This is a genomic window from Bradyrhizobium paxllaeri (assembly GCF_001693515.2).
GTDB lineage: Bacteria > Pseudomonadota > Alphaproteobacteria > Rhizobiales > Xanthobacteraceae > Bradyrhizobium > Bradyrhizobium paxllaeri.
The window spans coordinates 5,088,912-5,107,612 of record NZ_CP042968.1 but is presented as its reverse complement, the minus strand read 5'-3'; the positions used below and the strand labels follow the sequence as shown (position 1 = coordinate 5,107,612).

Sequence of the window (18,701 nt, the reverse complement as noted above, 5' to 3'; positions counted from 1 at the left end):
TGTTCGCAGGAGAGACGGCTGTGTCCCCTCGAGTGACCCGACGTCAGTTGCGTCAACATACTCATTTGCCGCATCCTGCTTCGCCCGTGTACGGTTCCGCTGTTTGGTCGCGTTTGTCGCAACATACAATACCGGTGATGGCGCCGGCCGGGCGAGGCTTGGATCAGCTCGACGCGATCGGCAAGACGAGCGCCGCCTTGGTCCAAGCGCCCGGCAACCTCGCCGCAAGAGCAGTCGGATAGTCGCCGATCACGAAGGGATCTGGACGCGCCGCGCCTACAACTCCTGGAGCCATGCAGAAATCGCCACGTAGGCGGCTAGAATCTCCCGCGAATGGCAGCAAGCGTTACTGTAAAAGCCCGCCGCCCCTCGCCATGCAAAAATGTGAGCACCCCTAGGATGATGCACCGTGTCTGTGCGTCAGCTTATTGTCAGCTCGCGCGCCTATCATGTCTACAGGTCTTCAAGTAGGCCAGTTGGGTGCATTTTTGCGATAGGGAGAGCGAACCACATGGATAGCAGAATCACTGGTTCTTCCAGTCGATTTCCAAGCGCGAGCCAGGCCGATGAATCGGAGCCATTACCAGATGGCCGAAGGTTTACGGAAACGCTTGCCGACGCGGCGCCTGGTCCGTCCTCGGGGGCGACACGGTCGTACTCACTCGTTTCCGAACCTCCCATCGATGAGATCAACAGGAAGTCATTCAAGGAAGAACTGAGAAAGTTTTACGGTGACGACATCAAGCACATAGCCGATAATCCGCTAGAATACTCGGATTTCGTTTCCAACAAGGCTAGGCAAACAGCGATGGTCGCCAGAGCCGCATCCACCGTAGAGGATTCGGACGAGGCGCAATATTTCAGCTACCAATTGGGTGACAAGAGTGTCGGGCTTCTAAAAACCGAAGGTCGACGTCGCATGGGAGGGGAGGCGTGGGAGCGGAACTTTCCTGGGCGAAAACATGTCTCGTCCGTTGTCGGTCTCCGGGTTACTCATCCGCTCGTTGAGAACGCAGGCGATGTTCTGCTGGAACATCAACTTCGGCTTGACGGCAAGCGGGCATTGGTCATGTCGCGTCCTGCCACCGATGAGGTGCAGCCCCGTCTAGAGCAAATGGGCTTTGTTTACGTGGGAGACAAGGAAGATGACAACGAATATGTGCTTGACCCTAGGCAGCATCCCGACAAGTGGACGCTGAACGAGCAGGGAAAATGGCAGCGGGTGGACAAACCTCAGCTATATCTCTCCAAAGCTGAGAGTAGTGATGACGAAAACGAAGGAAGTGTCGAGGAATATTCGGGTGAAGAATACATCGAAACGGATTCGTCGGGGGACGATCCTTCTTGGTACTTCGAACAGCTCAATTTAGGCCCGGGGACTGGCTAGCAGACGTCCTGACGGGTGCGGCTTGGCCTCAAAGTGGCCGACTTCTCCTAGCGGCATGCACCGGGAAGGGGCGCACCAACGGGAGCGCCCGCCACGCGCGGGCCCCATGCGGCGCGCGAGCGGATAAATTGGAAGCGGCAGCGGTTCCCGAGTTTGCTGGCAGAGCAGCTTCTTTGGAACCCCTAGTCAGCTGCTCTGAGTGCTTTTTGCGTCATTGGAAACTCTCTGGGATATGGACGCTTCATCGATGCGTTGTGCGAGTCTTGCGGGGCGCTTCGCTGGACGGTTAATTGAGGTGTGCTCCTCGTGACCAGCAACGGGTCAAGCCTAGTGTCGCTGCCGCCTATGCGATCTGCGGCTTCAATTAACCTGGCGCGCTACGGAAGGAGCAAGGGATGAATCAGCCTGGTCTATATCGATGAAAAACACCCGCGCGTGATGCAAACCAGATCGCGCTGTTCGTTGATCGATACCGCCAATTGTCTGGAGACTTTCGTCGTCGAGCCGAAGAGGGGGCGCTGCTCGGAGCTCCGCTTGCCGCGCCTCATCCGGACCTCATCTTCATGGATAGCGAAATGTCTTGCCGTCGTTGCTGATCTTAGTGCTTGCCAGGATGACCATCCGACGCAAGCGGGGGGTCAATTGCCGACATGTTACAGCCTACCGCCTGTGCATTGGCGCCGCTGCTCGTTAATCCCTTCATCAGCTGTTTAGCGCTTGGATCACGAGCGATTTCCGACTGAGGCTTGGGGGAGCCTGTGGCTCGTCCGGCCACTTGCCGAACCGTTCACCAGGTTCGCGGGGCTGCGCTGTGCAAAGAGAGAGAAGGCCGTCTCGAAAAATTCGGCCTTCTGATCATCCGATGGTCGCATTCTGCTGCGCGGGGGTGCCTGCCCATTCCAAACGAGAAGGCCAGCATCGAAAGAGTTCCTGAATTCGACGGCGGGATCAAGCTCCGAAACGGTCGCCTTGTGAGCCAGGCGTTCAACGGGGCTCATTCCATCTGCCCGCCGTGACAATACTGGAAGAGCAACTGCTTCCGACGGCGCGTTTGCCGTCGTCAAGGGTTCCTAGCCTCGCGAGGCGAGCCGCAGCCGTGGGTTTGCGGCAAGCTTCGAAAGGAACCGGGGATGTGGTGAGCTAAAAAAGGAAAGATCTGTTGCTGAAACCAAACTCGACCTTATCCGTACGGAAACGTACGCGGTTTCTCAATAAAGGTGACGGAGATGGCTGAAAGTTTATCCTGGCCTCACGGGGAGATGCTTTACCGGCTCGACGAAAGCCGAGCGTCCGCTTGCATGTGTTTGCCGACATTGGAAGCGGAAGAAGAGAAATGATCTGCATCTGCGGTTTGTTCAGCGGTTTGCTCGAAACCAAATTCATCAGCGAGGCAAAGCAGGGGACGTGAGAGCACAAGTTCTAGAAAAACTCGAGGCCGGCCGCGTACGACATGGCCAATTCGCCAGCGCGCCGGGATCAGGTCCTTGCGGCCTTTTCTTTGTTCAGGGCCCTTGTGGGTGCAGACTCAGGATAGTCGGACTTGTTCGCCCAGGGTGGGAGCATGTCTCCGTCTCCACGCCGCGACGTTGTCCGAACTGGGAGGAGATGTGCTTCGTCAAAGACCTGTTTTGGGATGAAGAGGAGTGCGTGATGCAACTGCATCCGCCTCATTCGCAATACGTAAATAACAGCCGGTACTGTCTGCATCTCTGGAAGCCGACTCGTCAGGACATTCCCGTGCCACCGGCTAGCTTCGTAGGCGTCGTCGGGCTTGGACCCTCTGAAACGGCGAGATTGCTTGCACAGATTGGCGGGCTATCGTGAAAGCCGTTTTACTACAACGAATCGGCGCCTCCAACATGGGGCGCCGCCGCACGTATTCAGTACGAACGACGACTGCAATGCAGGGAAAACTCTCTTCAAGACATCTAAGAGGTTTGTTGGGGTTTGTTGGGGAAATTTTCCAGATCTCTTCGGCTGATCAGCAATGCCCGGAACTCACGCGAAACGATATCGTTGCCGGCGGGAAACTCGTCAGCTTGACGTCAGCTCGCACCCTTAGGGTGCCGATCCGTCAATCGGCGCTGAATGATAACCTTATCACGCATCGAGAAGAGCAGCGAGTTATAGCGAGCATGTCTGGCTCTACGGAGGACACGGCACGTGTGGATTGGGTGCCGTTCTGGTTGCGATCGGTCTTGGATGTAGCCGCATTGTGCTGTGTGGCGTGCCTTTTGATGACGACCGTTATAATGACGAGCCTTTTTGGTGGCGTACTGCTTTTGCTTCATCTGATGCGGCGGGCTCGGTCGGTGCAAATCGCAACGTCTATTGTGGAAGCTGGACCAGATCGCTTTCGAGCGAAAAATGAGAAGCATGTCGGACCGCACCAAGAAGTGGTTGGGTGGCGCACACAAACGCGACCCGCGGCCTCAGGAGATACGATCGAGTAGGACCCGCAGTAGTCGACCGCCTGAAAACAGCAGACCGCGCCACATGAGATGCGCTCCTGTTATAGTTTCAACTTGCAAGAACGGGGAAACGGGTTCGGTCCTCTGGACCGGCAGATGTCGTTGCACTGCATCAATAAGGCGCGCCTGACGAGGACAGCGCCTCTCAAAGCAGAGAGTATACTCATCGCAGTGTGCCTCAACACTGAGTACCATCAAGATCAATCCGGCATACGGCAATGATCTAGCGTGTGGTTGCCTCGCGGGCGCTGACGCAGTCGCCAATCGACGATGGAGTACAACGAGTCGTTCCCCGTGGGCGCCGCAGCCGGCCTATTTGCCAGCCCAAAGTGTCAGTCAGTCGACCCGCGATTCTGCGATAAACTTCGAGGCATATACCTCCGGCCGGGCAGATCAATCCTCTTACGACCCGGGTCCGCTGCCGAGTATATCTTTATATCGTCCCCTGGAGTGGCAGCACGGCGCACAGTGGGTGCCGGAAGACCTTAAGGAGGGACTTGCAAAACGTGCTGCCAGGCGCGTCTCAACCGGGGACAAACCTCATCCTTCAGGGCGTGAATTACACCACCACCATCGGCCGGCAAGCTATGAGAGTGATGTTTTTCTGCGCCCAACCGCATAAGGGGATGACAATCTTCGAGAGTGGGGCCGTTCAATGACCGACCGGCTGCTGGAGGGCGACATCGCGGCAAAGTTCTGCCGGTGGTGCTAGCGCAGCCCAAGGTTAAGAAGCTTCTGTCGAGCGATCACTGATCGAGGCCTGGGCCTCGAGTAAGCGCGACTAGCCGGTCGTTCGGCGGGAAGCGGGCTCGCTTGCTGCGAGCCCACGTCGAACAGCAACTCCCTTGCTCAGGCCTGGCCACCTCGCGTCACGAGCAAAACTCGGCAGTCCACAACTGGACCGTCCCAAGCCTGCGAGCCTAATGCTGCGAGTCTCTTGAGCCGCGTTTATTGCTCCCGCCGCGTGCCCTTCGATCACCATTTCTGCTCACTCGACTCCTGCCCATCGCTCTTGAGCGGGCCGAAGGCTCTCTATGGCCCGGCCAGCGTTGTTTGATCCGCTGACGAAAGTCGAGCGCCAAGCGGCAATCGTCAGCGGCAGTTCGAAGATGATATCAATTGCACGTTCGATCTTTAGGTAGCGCCACAGAGCAATGAAAAATATCCCTGCGGGAGTCTTGGGAAGTCTCATTGTTCGAGGCCACGGTCTGCGAGCAGCCGGTGCATGACCTCGCGTTTGATCTCGCCAGCGATTTGGTTTCGGACTTGGGCTCCGAGTACCCGCTCGGCATCCGCATCGCCTAGCAGACCATGCTCGGCCAGCCGCTGATCGAGGCGGCTTTGAAACTCCTCGCCCATAGCTTCGACGAGCCGGTCTTGCATCGCTGCATATTCGTCCGGAGCGATGCGCCTCAGCACCGTCTCCCAGGGTTGCCAGCTTGCCACGTAGTCGGTGAACTGGCTTGCTTCCCGCTCCCGGACCAGGTGCAGCGCCTCCGTTGCATCATCCTCGCTTACGTGAGAGACCGCCAGGAAGCGCATGTCAGGGGCGACGTGACTGAGCTCCAGAGGCTCGCGCAGCCGATGTTGATAGGCCAGGTAGACTTCGACGTCGTCTACGTTCGGATTGCCGCTGAGGAGCGAGTTGACCCTGTCGCGCGCGATCTCGTCCAGCGCCTCCAAGCGGAACGCGACACGGCCGCGCTGGATCAGTTCGCCAAGCCGATCGTCATATAGCCCGTTCTCGACGTCAGCGTTGAGGCGCGCGCTCTGCATACCGTTCCAGTGCAAAGTAACACGATCCTCGCAGCTCGCGTTGGCCTCGGAAGCCTGTGTGAAAAACTGCTCGCGCAATCTCGGATTGGCCGCCGCCTGCCGCAGATCATCAGCCACTGCCTGCCGAAACGCGTCATTGCCGTAGTTCACGGTGCCTCGTAGCCTCTCCAGGAACTGTGCGTAATTCTGGGCGCCGGGCTCATCCGCAAAGTGCTGCCACTCGGCCAGCGTCGCCGGATCATCTGCGAGCCAGTGTGCGGCAGCCTCATGCAGGGATTGCTGCGCAAGCTGCGGTGGCGCTTCAGCCGCTGCCAGACGAGCGAGGACGTCGTCCGGCAGCGGGTTATCCCCGAACTCGAGGCTCTCCAGATGCGGGTAGTAGGGACTAAGATGCGGTACAAGAGCCTCAACAAGACCCTCAGGCAGGCTGGTCAGCCGGTTACCGATAAGATTGAGCGATTGCAGCGTGCTCGGAAGAGGGTCGGGGAGGTTGGCCAATTGATTGCTGCTGACATCGAGTTCAATGAGCCACGATGGGAGTGACTCAGGGAGGTCGGTCAGCTGATTGCCACTAACCGCGAGCGAGGTGAGCCCGCTCGGGAGAGGGTCCGGCAGGCTAGTTAGTCGGTTGTCGTTTGCGTTTAGGATCTCAAGCCCAGCCGGAAGGTTGGCCGGCAGACTGGTCAAGCTGTTGTCGGCGAGCTCCAGCCGCGAGAGGGTCGCTGGAAGAGCGTCCGGCAAACTGGTCAAGCGGTTATGGCTAATGAGAAGATGCTGGAGACCGGGTGGGAACGTAGCTGGTAGGCTGCTTAGCTCGTTGTGCCTAGCGCGCAGTTCCAGCAATCTTGGCGGCAGGGCGGCGGGCAAAGCGGTCAGCGAGAGGGACGACAAATCCAGCGAGTGCGAGTCTGCGTCGTCCGAATCCCTGATTCGTGTGCGCCCCTGTCGCCGATTCTCGGCTTCGCCCTGCCCCTCTTCGGCAACCCAATTGTCCAGGATCTGCGCGCGCGCGGAGGCTGGGGTCCGATACCCTGTCAGGGTTTCGACCCAATCCGCCATGGCTCGGCTGAAGCCGCTGAAATAACTTTCCTGCTCCCCCTCTTCAGAAGGGGCCGAGGAAGAACCTGCACTCCACTGTGCCTGTCCCGTGTTCATCAATTTCTCCATTGTCAGAACAAGAATACCCCCCGCTTCTCAAGCTCGCGAAGCAGGTGGTTGCGCAGCGCAATGATCATTCGACAGCCGGTGCACGTGCGCTGCGGCTCCCGTCCGACTCGAGCCGGTACAGGCTTACACGAGCCCAACCGCGGCAAATGGATCGATACTGCTGCGAGCTTCTGCCAATCGTTGACCAGATAAGTCGTCAACATGGAAGCGTTCTGCCCTTAGCAGGCCTACCTGTCGATCAGCTGACGAGTGTCGCTGCAGAATACCCAGTTCGCTCCACTGTTGCCACCAGCGACCGAAGCAGGTCCACCTTGCGGGTGAGCCGGTCAAGCTTCGCAAAGACCAGCTTCGAACCGATTGCCTTGGCATGTAAGAGGGCCGCCGCGAGCTTGGGGCGGTCGGAGCGCCTGCCGCTCTCGGTTTCCACGTACTCGGCCGAAAGGGCCCACTGGCCGCCGTTGAGATAACGCACCATCGCCTCGCGCTGGGCCTCTATGCCCAAGCCGCTCCTGCCCTGCTTATCCGTGGAAACGCGTAGGTAGGAGATGAACTTGCCCTCAGCCATGGTCGCAGCCCTGTCCCAAATCAATTTGCAACGGGACCTTCACGCGAAGACGAGGGCTGTCTTTGAATCCCTACGATTCGTTTTTGCAAAGGCCGCTTGCGAATCGTTGTCGCGAAGGCCGATAGCTCGGACGCTGGGGGACAGCGTGAGACGAAACTGCTGGTGAAGGAAGGCAACCGCTGTTTAGTCCCAAGCTTTGATGGTGCATTCTTATCGCACGATTCGAAGGATGCGCTATGGGACAAGTTTTACACGGCTGCGCCACCACGACGGAGGCAGTCCGTCGAGCAATACAGAATAGTCAAGAGAGCCTGAGAGCACTCGCCAAGCGCTACGGGATCAACCAGAAGACTGTTGCGAAGTGGAAGCAGCGCGAGACCGTCGCCGATCGTTCGACAGGCCCCAAGGAAGCCAAGTCGACTGTCCTTTCCATCGAGGAGGAGGCGATCATCGTCGCTTTCCGGCGACATACGCTGCTGCCACTCGACGATTGCCTCTATGCGCTGCAGCCAACCATCCCGCATCTGACGCGATCATCCCTGCATCGTTGCCTCCAGCGCCACGGCATCAGCCGGTTGCCGGAGGTCGAAGGTGGCAAGCCTTCGAAGAAAAAGTTCAAGGCTTATCCGATCGGCTATTTCCACATCGACATTGCCGAGCTCCAGACCGCTGAAGGCAAGCTCTACCTCTACGTCGCCATCGATCGCACCAGCAAGTTCGCCTTCGTGCAACTGGTCAAGAAGACGGGAAGGACCTCCGCCGCGGCGTTCCTCGAAGCCCTGATCGCGGCAGTCCCCTACAAGATCCACACGGTTCTCACCGACAATGGGATCCAGTTCACCTTCCCGCCGCGCTATGCGGACGGCCCGACGGCGAGATACGTGACGCATATGTTCGATATGCGCTGCCAAGAGAACGGGATCGAACATCGGCTGACCAAGATCAAACATCCCTGGACCAATGGCCATGTCGAGCGCATGAACCGCACGATCAAGGAAGCGACCGTCCAACGCTACTATTACGATCGGCACGATCAGCTCGAAGCTCACCTTGCCGACTTCATAAACGCCTACAACTACGCTCGGCGGCTGAAAACCCTGAAGGGCCTCACACCTTACGAATACATCTGCAAATGCTGGACTTCCCAGCCAGAACGATTCAAACTCAATCCGCTCCAGCAAATGCCGGGACTAAACACCTAGGGGGCCGCATGACAATCGGGCGATTTCTATGGCAATTTGCTCCCGCCATCCTGGCACCTTTCAGGTGCGGTCGTCCTGGCTTTCGGCAGCTTTTCGTTATCGTGGCGGCAGTCAAACTTTAACGTCACGCTTGCTCAAATAATGAGGAGATTGCCCGCCTGCGGAGAGCGCGAACACGATAACAGGTGGCAACAGCTTCGCGTATATGGCGTTCCAGGTGCCTGATCCAAGCAGTGATAGCGCCGCTATTCCCCTGTTCATCCATCAAGGAAAATACCCGCTGTACGACGTGGGAGTGCGGATTTAACCTAGTGATTAAGGCCCTATGGGTACAGCACTGCGCGTGGGCAATAGCACGCCGGGTCTTGCTGTGTCGGTGGGTTCTGTCCTCCCACACACCGGCCGAGACTTCTCCTACAATGTTTTCTCCGGGGCGCGGAATGGCGCTTTGAAGCCACGACGCCTGGGCTGACGTGGGCGCATCGCTGGGTGCAAGAGCTACGGATGCGCTGGGTTGAGCACGCTTGGCAATTGCCAGCAGGGTGACGGGGGTCAGGAAGGCAAAGAGCTTTATCGAAAGTTAGCGTTCAGACTCAATTGACTCAATAGGCGGCAATGGCGGCGAGGTGGACGGCAGCCAAGAAGTTTCTGGCAAGTTTGTCATAGCGAGTTGCGACTCGCCTGAAGTCCTTGAGCCGGCAGAAACAGCGCTCGATAACATTGCGGCTTTTGTAGTGCGTTTGCTGAAGCTGTGGAGGGGCACCCTGTTGGATTTGTTTGGAATGACAGGCTTCGCGCCGCGACTGACGATTTCGGCGCGAAAGCCATCGCCATCGTCCAAAAGGACCGGCCCTGCGGCAATATCGGCGTCTTGGCCTGGAGTGAGATGAAATGCGCAAAGTTGCAATCAAGGTCGCTCAGCGCGTGGTGGTCCGGCCACCGCGCGAGTGGCCGATCGCTTGTTCATGCTCCCCCTTTTCCGCCGCTGGCTGAGCGATGCGCTTTGATCGAGGTGGAATCGATGGACAAAGTAACGCCGTTCTTGCCGCAGCCGGCGAGCGCTTCAAAGATCGCTGCCAATGTCCGCAACCGAGGCTTTCCGGCCCCGAAACGTGTTTAGGACTACGGAGAGCCAAAAATCTTCTGCTCGCTCTCGCGCGCCGCATCGCAGGGTTGAGGTCGCCCGCGGCCGCGCGAGAAACGGCCCATTGCTGGAAGTGTCAGCTCAGCAGCTCGACGCTGCCGGTGTCGAGCCGATAAAGAGCGCCGACGACCTTCAGCTTATTCTGCTCAACTGCCGCGTTCAGAATCGGGGTTGCCGATTTCAGCTTATTGACGTTGTCCACCACATTTTGCCGGATCGCGTTGGCGAGTGCATCCCCGCTTTGCTGCAATGACGCCTTGACCGCGGGTGCAAGTGCGGCGATGAGGGACGGGATGTGCCCCGGCGGCGGCTTGTCGTCTTTCATCGACTGGATCGTAGCATCGACGGCGCCGCAGCGGTCGTGGCCGAGCACCAGGATCAGCGGCGTATTTAGTACCGCAGCGGCATATTCCATGCTCGCGACCGTGTCATCGTTGGCGAAATTGCCTGCAACGCGGCAGACGAACAGATCGCCAAGTCCACTGTCGAATGCAAATTCGGGCGCAATACGCGAATCGGCACAGCTCAGGATCGCGGCATGTGGATTTTGCCCACCGATCAAGACTTCGCGTTCGTGCTTAAAACCGTGGCACCGCGACGCGCCCTGGACATAGCGTGCATTGCCTTCCATGAGTCGCTTCAGTGAAGCGTCCGGCGAGAGCACGTTGTCGGGCTTGGGTGGTGCTTTCGCCTCCTTGGCGTCAGCAATCCTGTCGCCAAGCAGCACGCCAACAGCCGAAGCAGCGAACAACATTAGGGAACGCCGAGACGGCGAGAGCAGGTGAGGTAGATTCGAAGAGCAGTTTTCACACATATTTTTCTTAGCCTGTGCGGTTTACAGCGTCTGCGAAAAGCGCGTGAATGTGTTTGTAAGGTGTATGGACTACGCGAAAACGTCGCGCTTGGCGAGCCGTTTTGGTGGGCTTTATGCCCGCACTGGACAGACGAACGCTCAATGGCATCGGCCGCCGTGTTTGCGCGAGAAACGCGCCGCCAGCAGATAACTTCGAGGTGCGATTCAGTTGCTCCAGGGCGCAATGGAAGTCGTATCGCGCAGTTGAGGCGTCCGCCTTGGGTCGTGTGTCACGAGCGTAGCCGGTCCAAACGGCGACGCGCAACTGTACGAGAGATGAAGGAGGGCCCTTCGGGTTCGGCAATCAGGTGCTGATCCCAAGCCACTGCAAGCTGCCGCGGCCAAAAGTCGTGGTGGTGAGCGTTGCAGTCAAGTCTGGGCAGGAAGTCCAGACGGCAAGGTCGAGAGAGGCGAGCGCAAGCAAACCGTCCATGAAGTGTCGAAAGCGGATTAGGCGATGTCAAAACCGGGGGATGACCCTTCCCCCGGGATCAGCCTGGGGGATGCCTGATACGGCCCGGGCGGCATCCGGCATGTAGGCGGCGCGAAGCTCGACCAGGCTTTCGTATGGAACGTGAGAACCTGCACTGCGTCACGCCGCCAGCCTTCAATGGGCGGCGTGAAGGGACAAGCCACAAGCGGCGCCAATCGCGAGGGCGAGAGTACCGACACGCAGGGCAGGGACGGAGCAGCCCGTAGTAGCAGTGAAGGTCCTGTAATGGGGCTGGAGCCAAGGGGCTGCGTTGTTCAGCCTTGGCCATGGGCCAACTGGTGACAGGACGAACCCATGGACGAGGCAAAGCCGTTTCTGATCCCCAAGCGGGAAGTCTGGGAAGCCTTCAAGCGTGTGAAGGCCAACCAGGGGGCGGCTGGCGTAGACGGACAATCGATCGAAGACTTCGAGGCCAACCTGTCGGGCAACCTCTACAAGCTCTGGAACCGAATGTCCTCAGGGAGCTACTTCCCCCCGCCGGTGCGGCGCGTCGAGATTCCGAAGGCAAGTGGCGGCATCAGGCCGTTGGGCATTCCAACGGTCGCCGACCGCGTTGCTCAGGAAGTCGCTCGCCGGTATCTCGAGCCGATCTTGGAGCCGGTGTTTCATCCGGACTCCTTTGGCTATCGGCCCGGCAAATCTGCGATTGATGCCGTGGCGAAAGCCCGCGAGCGCTGCTGGCGCTACGACTGGGTGCTCGATCTCGACATCAAGGGCTTCTTCGATAGCATCGACTGGGAGCTTCTGCTCAAGGCGGTCCGCAAACATACGGACTGTGCTTGGGTGCTGCTTTACATCGAGCGCTGGCTGAAGGCGTCCGTGCAGATGGAGGATAGCAGGGTCGTACCGCGACAGGCGGGAACGCCACAGGGCGGGGTGATCTCGCCGCTGCTGGCGAACCTGTTCCTGCACTACGCGCTCGACAAATGGATGGCGCGGGAGTTCCCGCACATCCCCTTCGAGCGCTATGCGGACGACGTGATCTGTCACTGCAGAACCGAGGAGGACGCACGGGCCCTCTGGCGTGCGATTGCCGACCGCTTTGCGGCCTGCAAGCTGGTTCTCCATCCTGAGAAGACGAGGATCGTCTACTGCAAGGATGTGAACCGGCGCGGCGACCACCCGGACATCCACTTCGATTTTCTAGGCTACCAGTTCCGAGCCCGAAAGACGATGTGGGTCAAGCCGGATAGGCGCATCTTCGCACACAGCTTTCTGCCTGCTGCCAGCCCAAAGGCATTGACGCGCATCAGCCGGGAATTCGGCACTGGGCCGCTTCATCACCGCAGCGACAAGTCCCTCAGCGATCTGGCCGCGATGTACAACCCGTGCATCCGGGGCTGGATCAACTACTACAGCCACTTCTATCCGACGCAATTGCGTCCAACCCTGAAAAGGATCGATGCCTATGTCATTCGATGGGCTCGCCGCAAATACAAGCGGATGGTCCACTGGACCAAGGGCGCGAGGGACTGGTTCGATCGGCTGCGCCGCGCGAATCCAGCACTCTTTGCCCATTGGCCCACGGCAACGGCCGAACATCGGGAGCCGTATGAATCGAGAGGTTCACGTACGGTTCTGGGAGCGCCCGGAGGTGAAAGCCCTCCGGGCGACTCGTCATTCTCGACCGAGTCGAGCCAGCACAACGGCGGCAATATCCATTATGGCACAAAGCGGAAGTGAAATCGGAGCGTTGGCGCCAGCGCGACGGGGCATTGTGGGTTGATGGCACTGCCGTTACTCCCGAGCCGGAGTCTAGAACCGTGCGCGACGAACTCAGTGGCTGACCATAGGACACGATAAAGAAATCCGCGTCGCGCCGATCGCGAAGATGGATGCGGACGCGCTGATCACGCGCTGCATTACAGCAAGACGGTCAACAATTCATTCCTTGCGCTCGGCCTCTTTATCCACGAGGCGGCTCGAAGGCGCGATGACATTTTGAATAAAAGCCACATCCAAGGGCTGGTACGCGATATGCCATGGAATGTATTTGTCGAGTTGAACTGGCTGGTGTTCTTGGAAACGTAGCCGCGCAGTAGCAGGAACCCGCGCCCTCTCGACGCACTGCGGATGAAAAAAGAGCATTAACCGCACATCTGAGTGTGTGATCTCGTTCGCCCGTGGGTGCCAACCGGACGATCTGTCGCGCGGCTGCCTTCGTGCTGACCGGGATCAAGTTGAGCAAGAGCTTGCTGCGATTGCCCGACGGCTCGATCCCGCACAAGATGACGCAGGTGAAAGGCAAAGAAGCGCGCGGCTCATTTCGCCAAGACTGGCGGCTCATGCTCAGGGCAGGGCGTGCCGCTCGATGGCCAACAGCTGCGATATATCGACTTTCCCATTCCCGAGGCGCGTGCGGAACAAGTATGCGGAGATCGAGCGGCGTGGCAGGGGCATGTTTTGCGGCATTGCGGGTAGCAAGCAGGCGATGGCCGAGGCCCCTCGGCACAGCTGCGCGGCAGCGGCGACCGCCACGCCTCAGTGAGTTGATCTTGGCAATGCCCGTGCGCTGAAGCTCTTGGCGGTGAATTATGACAAGACGCCTTCCACCTGGACGTCGCCGCCCCCTCGGCTAGAAAACTGGATCAATTTTGCGTCGTTTCTCGCGAATGAATCGGCTCAAGGGCATTAGGACCAACCGGAGTAAGCCTATAAGAAAAGGTAGTTGAAGTACTGCTGCTTGCATGGCACCTTACTTGGTCCGGAAGGACCTGCATGACTGACGCCCGGGCGACTTATCAGCCGGAATAAGGTTTGAACGTGGAGCGCTGAACATGACGACATCTTCTTGCTCTTGGCCGATTTCCCGTTGCCGTTGCCGGACCGGGTCCCCCTTCTCATAGCCAAGGTGATCGGCCAGCTCCGCACCAGGCGCCTCAATCAGCGTCTTCTTTAGCTATTTGAAAAGCCCGTCCGCACCTGTGAGGCCTTTAGGCGTTCCATAGTTAGCAAGCAGTGATCCAGTAGTTCAGGTGTAAACGTCGTATCGGTCGTCATGTGAGTCTTCTCGCTAAGGTAAACTCACAGAAACCTGCTTACACACTCTTTCCGACACCCTCATGAGCCGGCATCAATTCGGCCGAAAGCAGGAGATCAAGCAGTCTTCGTTAGCCGACTGACCTTGGCAACTCACACGCTCGACTTCGACCAACGATTCCTTCAACATGAGGATGCAAGTCTCAGCTCCAGCGGCATGGCCCCAACGTCTGCAGTTGGTATCTCGGGCTGACCCAAAAACCAGCTGTCCATCTGGCGCCAGCATCTGCACCAACTTGTGGATAGTCGCACGCATGTCGGCCACGCCTCCAAGGTAGTAGAGGACTTCGGCCAGTACGATCAAATCAAACCGCTCGACGGTCGAAAACTGCTGAACGTCCAAAGCTATCCAGGTTATGTGCGACCACCGTTTCGTCCGCAGGCGAGCTCGAGCAATCGCTTGCGGCATAACGTCGATGACTGTGAGCCGTTTGCAATGAGGTGCTAGTATTTCCGTAAATGCGCCAGCCGCGCACCCGACCTCGAGGGCGTGGGAAATCACCCCTTGCGAGCGCGATAGCCGGAGCATTTGCGAGTAACGCTCGCGTTCGAATGGATTACCGTCGAGCCTCCACGGATCATCGGCGGCTAGTTCCTGCTCTAACGATTGATACTTGCTGTCCGAACTCATGATTACCCTACCTACTGAGAATGCACGATCGGGTGCCCGCGCTTATGCTGTCAAACGAGACAGCCTCGAAGAACTACGCGAAAGCTCCGCCTCCCGGGGACTACCGACCATTGAAGAGCCTCCAGTCCAGCTTTTCGCAGACCTCATGAGCACACCTCGTCAATCCCAATCCAGTACGGCGCATACCAGTACGCAGCTGGGCAATCATCCATTCGTGCTAGCCCATCATCCAGCAACTGTGTTTAAACGAACAATTCGTTTCACACGCATTTTCCTGATTGATGGTTGAGTTAGCCGGCGTCTGACTATGGGGAATGCGGCAAAATTAGTAAAATCTATTGTTTTGATGGAAGGTATCGATTCCGATAATGGTTCGCAAAGAACGCGTTCGCGTTAAGCGCATGATGAGCCGGCCGCCTTGACGAAGCAGCACATGCTAAAAAGCCCCCACGACGTTGGTCCTGCGAAGTTCCTCGCCGGATATCGAATGCCTCGAAAGCTCACGTCAGACGCAGAGCTGGACGCGCTCGAACACTGCTCGCGGCGAACGGGATCGAGCCGATACCGCTGCTTGATGATGGCCAGCGGCGGCTCCGCCGATGATCGCATCAGTTAACCGCTCGACACGATCCGATTTTGGGTAGCCTGAATCGGAGGCGCCCATCAAACACGACTAGAGCTAGGTTCAGAATGCTCGAGAGGAATCCGAGTCGTGCAGCGTTTCGGCTGGTGCCGGCCAGAATGAGGTGTGGCATAACTTATTGGAAGAAGGCGAGGCGATTAAGTCGATTCGTCAGAATTCTGACGTTCGACTGGCGACACGAGTCGTGTGCCCCTTGACAAGAACTGCAGGTGATCAGAAAGACGAGCGAAAATGCGATGCGTCGTCACGTGTCGTGCCTCCACGGACTCGGAAATCTATGCGGACTGTCGATGCAGCGCTTCGTGGCAGTCTGGAGCCCTCCATGCCGCTTGGAAGTTGGGCGTCGGGCATCAGAGCGACCGCGGCAATACGACTTGCTGTGCAAAGCGAATTATTTCATGCTAGACGCTATGTCGATCGGGCGCACGTCTTTCAGTCGCAATAACTTAAGCTTGCCGAGCTATCGGCGCGGCTGGGTGGACGAGGCTGTGGCTGCAATCGAGGCCGAGCAGTGCCGCACTGCCGATACGCACCTAATTCGGCTGATCGTGCCGGCTCTCGCCGGGATTGACATCTATTTGAAGGACGAGTCGACCCATCCGACCGGCAGCCTGAAGCACCGATTGGCTCGCTCGCTATTCCTCTACGCGCTCTGCAACGGACAGATTCACGAGGGCACGCCAGTCGTCGAGGCCTCGTCGGGGTCCACGGCGGTGTCAGAGGCCTACTTCGCGCAGATGATCGGCGTACCCTTCTATGCGGTTATGCCGCGGACGACGTCGGCCGAGAAGATCGCTGCGATCGAGCATTATGGCGGCAAGTGCCATCTGATCGACGACGGCCGCGCGCTCTATTCCGAGGCATCGGCGCTCGCCACCCATCTTAACGGGCATTACATGGACCAGTTCACTTTCGCGGAGCGGGCGACGGATTGGCGCGGCAACAACAACATCGTCGAGTCGATCTTCACCCAATTGAAGGGCGAGCCGCACCCTGTGCCGGACTGGATCGTGATGGGAGCCGGCACTGGCGGCACCTCGGCGACCATCGGGCGTTATTTGCGCTATCGTCAGTTTCCAACGCAGCTCTGCATTGCCGATGTAGAGCATTCCGCCTTCTTCGACTGCTTCCGCTATCAGGACCGCTCGCGAACTTGCGAGCGTCCCTCGCTGATCGAAGGCGTCGGCCGGCCGCGCTGTGAGCCATCCTTCGTTCCGACCGTGGTCGACCGCATGATGAAGATCCCGGATGTTGCGACGATCGCGGCTATGAACGTGCTGTCGCGTCGCCTGCGCCGGCCGGTCGGCGGCTCTACCGGCACCAACTTCTTGGCACTGTGCCGGCTGGCTTCGGAGATGTGCAGCGCCGGCCAAGCGGGATCGCTGGTGACGCTGATCTGCGACTCGGGCGAGCGCTATCGGCAGACCTATTACAAACCGGAGTGGCTAAAGGCGCGTGACATCGATCCTACGCCTTATGAGGCCGAGTTGATATTCTTCCTAGAAGCCGGGCATCGGCCCGGCTTCTCGATCGCAGACGTGACGAATCCGTTGAATGCCCGAGGTGCAGCGCGACCACGCTGATCGAAAATTACACCTCGTCTGCACGGCGTCAGAGTTTTCAAATCGCATCGGTTTGGTAGGCGAGTGCCCGTTGTTTCGGGACCAATCAAAGTGTGGCGCATCCGACGTGATTCTAACGGGTGGCCTCCACCTTGGTGAGTGACGCTCTATAGCTGAGCTAAGTGTGCATCTCGTAGTTCTTGCGCACATTTGTTGTAAATATGAAGCGACGAATAACGCTCTCGCAATTCCTTGAATTACGAGCTCTCAAAACTCTTCTTTGCGCCAACTGGTTCAACACGTGCATTCGCGGGGCAAGCGTCTGGGCTGTCGTCGCGGAACTCGCCTTCCATGACCCGTTAGAATTCGGGCAGGGGGATTTCGTACAAGACCCGCGATGCATCCCGGGCTTCGAGAGCTGCGCTTCACCCGCACTTGGAGGCGATCGAGCGTTAGCACTACGAAATGTGCGTCAAGGCCATTCAGGAGCATGATGGACGAAAGTGTATCAGTGTTGATGCTTCAAGGACACCCGTCCATTTAACGACAAATATCGAGACGAGTTTCCTTTCGGCGCCGTCGACGCAAATCTCAACTTCAGGCCCAGATCTATCACACTCACCCCAGCGGCCGACCGGAGACAATTCTGGGCCACGCACGCATTGGCCGCATCTAGAATGACACAACTTTATCGATTCCTTTTTATTTCTTTCTCGACGCACTCCGAAAGTTCAGAGACGAAGAGCAAATCCGGTAAGTTAATACGTCGACTTCATCCATTGGATGAATGTTACGACGTAGATCATGGGGTCGGCATCGCGGGCTCCTGGAGAGTTTGCCGAGGTTGCTTGGCGCGAGAAGATGAGGCGCGCCGTTCGCTTCGAACAACGGCACCATCCGACTGAGGGCAATAGATATGCGGCTTTCGTTATTGGCACGTGTTTTGAATGTCGGACCCTACCAGAACAGCTCAATGGCAGACGAGATGATAGGTTATAAGATCGTGTGAAAGATCGTTGGTCATCTGCGATCTCAACGTGCGACGTTTGCTAACCTGGACGCCCGATGCATCCGACGAAAGCCTGTGTCGTGTATCCTTCTTTCGTTCAGAGCCATTGTCCTGCACACTTGTAACTCTGACGCCTAGATTGAGAGCTGGAAATCACATATGCTAGCGGAGTCGGACATCAAATGTACGAATGCAAACAATCGCGCAAGCACCGTCTGGACAATTGTGCTCGGCTTTGCCGCCGATCCGTTGATGCGGTGGAGTTGGCCTGACGCAAGGCGATATGTTCAGAGCATGCCTCAGTTCATCAACGCCTGTGGCGGACGAGCATTCGAGCATGGCACAGCGTACGTCACGGGAGGGGTTCGCGCCGCGGCCCTGTGGCTCCCTCCCGGCGTGCAACAAGATGAGGCGGCGCTGGACGAAATCATGGCGCAATCCCTGAGCCCGGGGATTACCGAGGATATGGCACACCTGCGGCGGGGAATGGCCGAACATCAGCCGCCCGAGCCACATTGGTATCTGCCTCTCATTGCCACCGATCCCAACTGGGCCGGACAAGGGCTTGGCACATTGCTAATGAAATACGCTCTTCAACGATGTGATGAAGAGGGCGTCACCGCGTATCTCGAAAGTTCGAATCCCGAGCACATTCCCTTTTATCAACGCCATGGCTTCAAGGTCATTGGTGAGATACAACATGGCTCTTCGCCGCCGCTCACGCCAATGTTGCGAACGGCTTAGCTAGCTCGAAGCGTT

12 protein-coding genes are annotated in these 18,701 nt (G+C 58.1%); 6 read left to right on the top strand and 6 right to left on the bottom strand.

Annotated features, from left to right (window positions below):
• Window positions 1-511 precede the first annotated feature (511 nt).
• Together LMTR21_RS24405 and LMTR21_RS41895 are read left to right on the top strand one after the other, a co-directional pair.
• Window positions 512-1,387, top strand: coding sequence for a host specificity protein (locus tag LMTR21_RS24405; protein ID WP_246174150.1), 876 nt, complete (start codon window positions 512-514; stop codon window positions 1,385-1,387).
• Window positions 1,388-2,992: 1,605 nt separating this feature from the next.
• A complete protein-coding gene (locus LMTR21_RS41895) occupies window positions 2,993-3,211 on the top strand; it encodes a DUF7694 domain-containing protein (RefSeq protein WP_084030784.1) in 219 nt (72 codons plus the stop codon).
• Between the two features lie 1,835 nt (window positions 3,212-5,046).
• Here LMTR21_RS41895 and nopM read toward each other — a convergent pair.
• A complete protein-coding gene (nopM, locus tag LMTR21_RS24395) occupies window positions 5,047-6,789 on the bottom strand; it encodes a T3SS effector NEL-type E3 ubiquitin ligase NopM (RefSeq protein ID WP_187399175.1) in 1,743 nt (580 codons plus the stop codon).
• A 250-nt stretch (window positions 6,790-7,039) separates the two neighbouring features.
• Window positions 7,040-7,366 (bottom strand): recombinase family protein, encoded by a 327-nt coding sequence (locus LMTR21_RS24390; RefSeq protein WP_246174147.1) that lies wholly within the window; start codon window positions 7,364-7,366, stop codon window positions 7,040-7,042.
• Between the two features lie 236 nt (window positions 7,367-7,602).
• Here LMTR21_RS24390 and LMTR21_RS24385 point away from each other — a divergent pair, with 236 nt between their 5' ends.
• A complete protein-coding gene (locus LMTR21_RS24385; protein WP_148636005.1) occupies window positions 7,603-8,568 on the top strand; it encodes an IS481 family transposase in 966 nt (321 codons plus the stop codon).
• 602 nt (window positions 8,569-9,170) lie between these two features.
• Here the strand turns inward: LMTR21_RS24385 and LMTR21_RS41890 are convergent.
• Together LMTR21_RS41890 and LMTR21_RS24370 are read right to left on the bottom strand one after the other, a co-directional pair.
• Entirely contained in the window at window positions 9,171-9,467 is a 297-nt protein-coding gene (locus LMTR21_RS41890; RefSeq protein ID WP_430642593.1) for a transposase, read from the bottom strand.
• A gap of 321 nt (window positions 9,468-9,788) precedes the next feature.
• Window positions 9,789-10,526, bottom strand: a complete 738-nt coding sequence (locus LMTR21_RS24370; RefSeq protein WP_065755985.1) for a carbonic anhydrase — start codon at window positions 10,524-10,526, stop codon at window positions 9,789-9,791.
• Between the two features lie 826 nt (window positions 10,527-11,352).
• Between LMTR21_RS24370 and ltrA the strand changes: the two genes are divergently transcribed.
• Window positions 11,353-12,741 carry a group II intron reverse transcriptase/maturase gene (ltrA, locus tag LMTR21_RS24365; protein WP_187399174.1) on the top strand — a complete coding sequence of 463 codons (1,389 nt, stop codon included), beginning with the start codon at window positions 11,353-11,355 and terminating at the stop codon, window positions 12,739-12,741.
• Between the two features lie 201 nt (window positions 12,742-12,942).
• Here ltrA and LMTR21_RS24360 read toward each other — a convergent pair whose 3' ends face one another.
• Window positions 12,943-13,146, bottom strand: a complete 204-nt coding sequence (locus tag LMTR21_RS24360) for a hypothetical protein (protein ID WP_065755984.1) — start codon at window positions 13,144-13,146, stop codon at window positions 12,943-12,945.
• Between the two features lie 985 nt (window positions 13,147-14,131).
• Complete coding sequence (gene nodS / locus LMTR21_RS24355; protein ID WP_065755982.1) at window positions 14,132-14,728, bottom strand: nodulation methyltransferase NodS; 597 nt, start codon at window positions 14,726-14,728, stop codon at window positions 14,132-14,134.
• A gap of 1,053 nt (window positions 14,729-15,781) precedes the next feature.
• Here nodS and LMTR21_RS24350 point away from each other — a divergent pair.
• The gene (locus tag LMTR21_RS24350; protein ID WP_065755981.1) at window positions 15,782-16,954 is read left to right on the top strand and encodes a PLP-dependent cysteine synthase family protein; all 1,173 of its coding nucleotides are present in this window, start codon (window positions 15,782-15,784) and stop codon (window positions 16,952-16,954) included.
• A 1,147-nt stretch (window positions 16,955-18,101) separates the two neighbouring features.
• Window positions 18,102-18,686: a GNAT family N-acetyltransferase gene (locus tag LMTR21_RS24345; protein WP_065755980.1), complete on the top strand. Its 585-nt coding sequence runs from the start codon at window positions 18,102-18,104 to the stop codon at window positions 18,684-18,686.
• Window positions 18,687-18,701 lie beyond the last annotated feature (15 nt).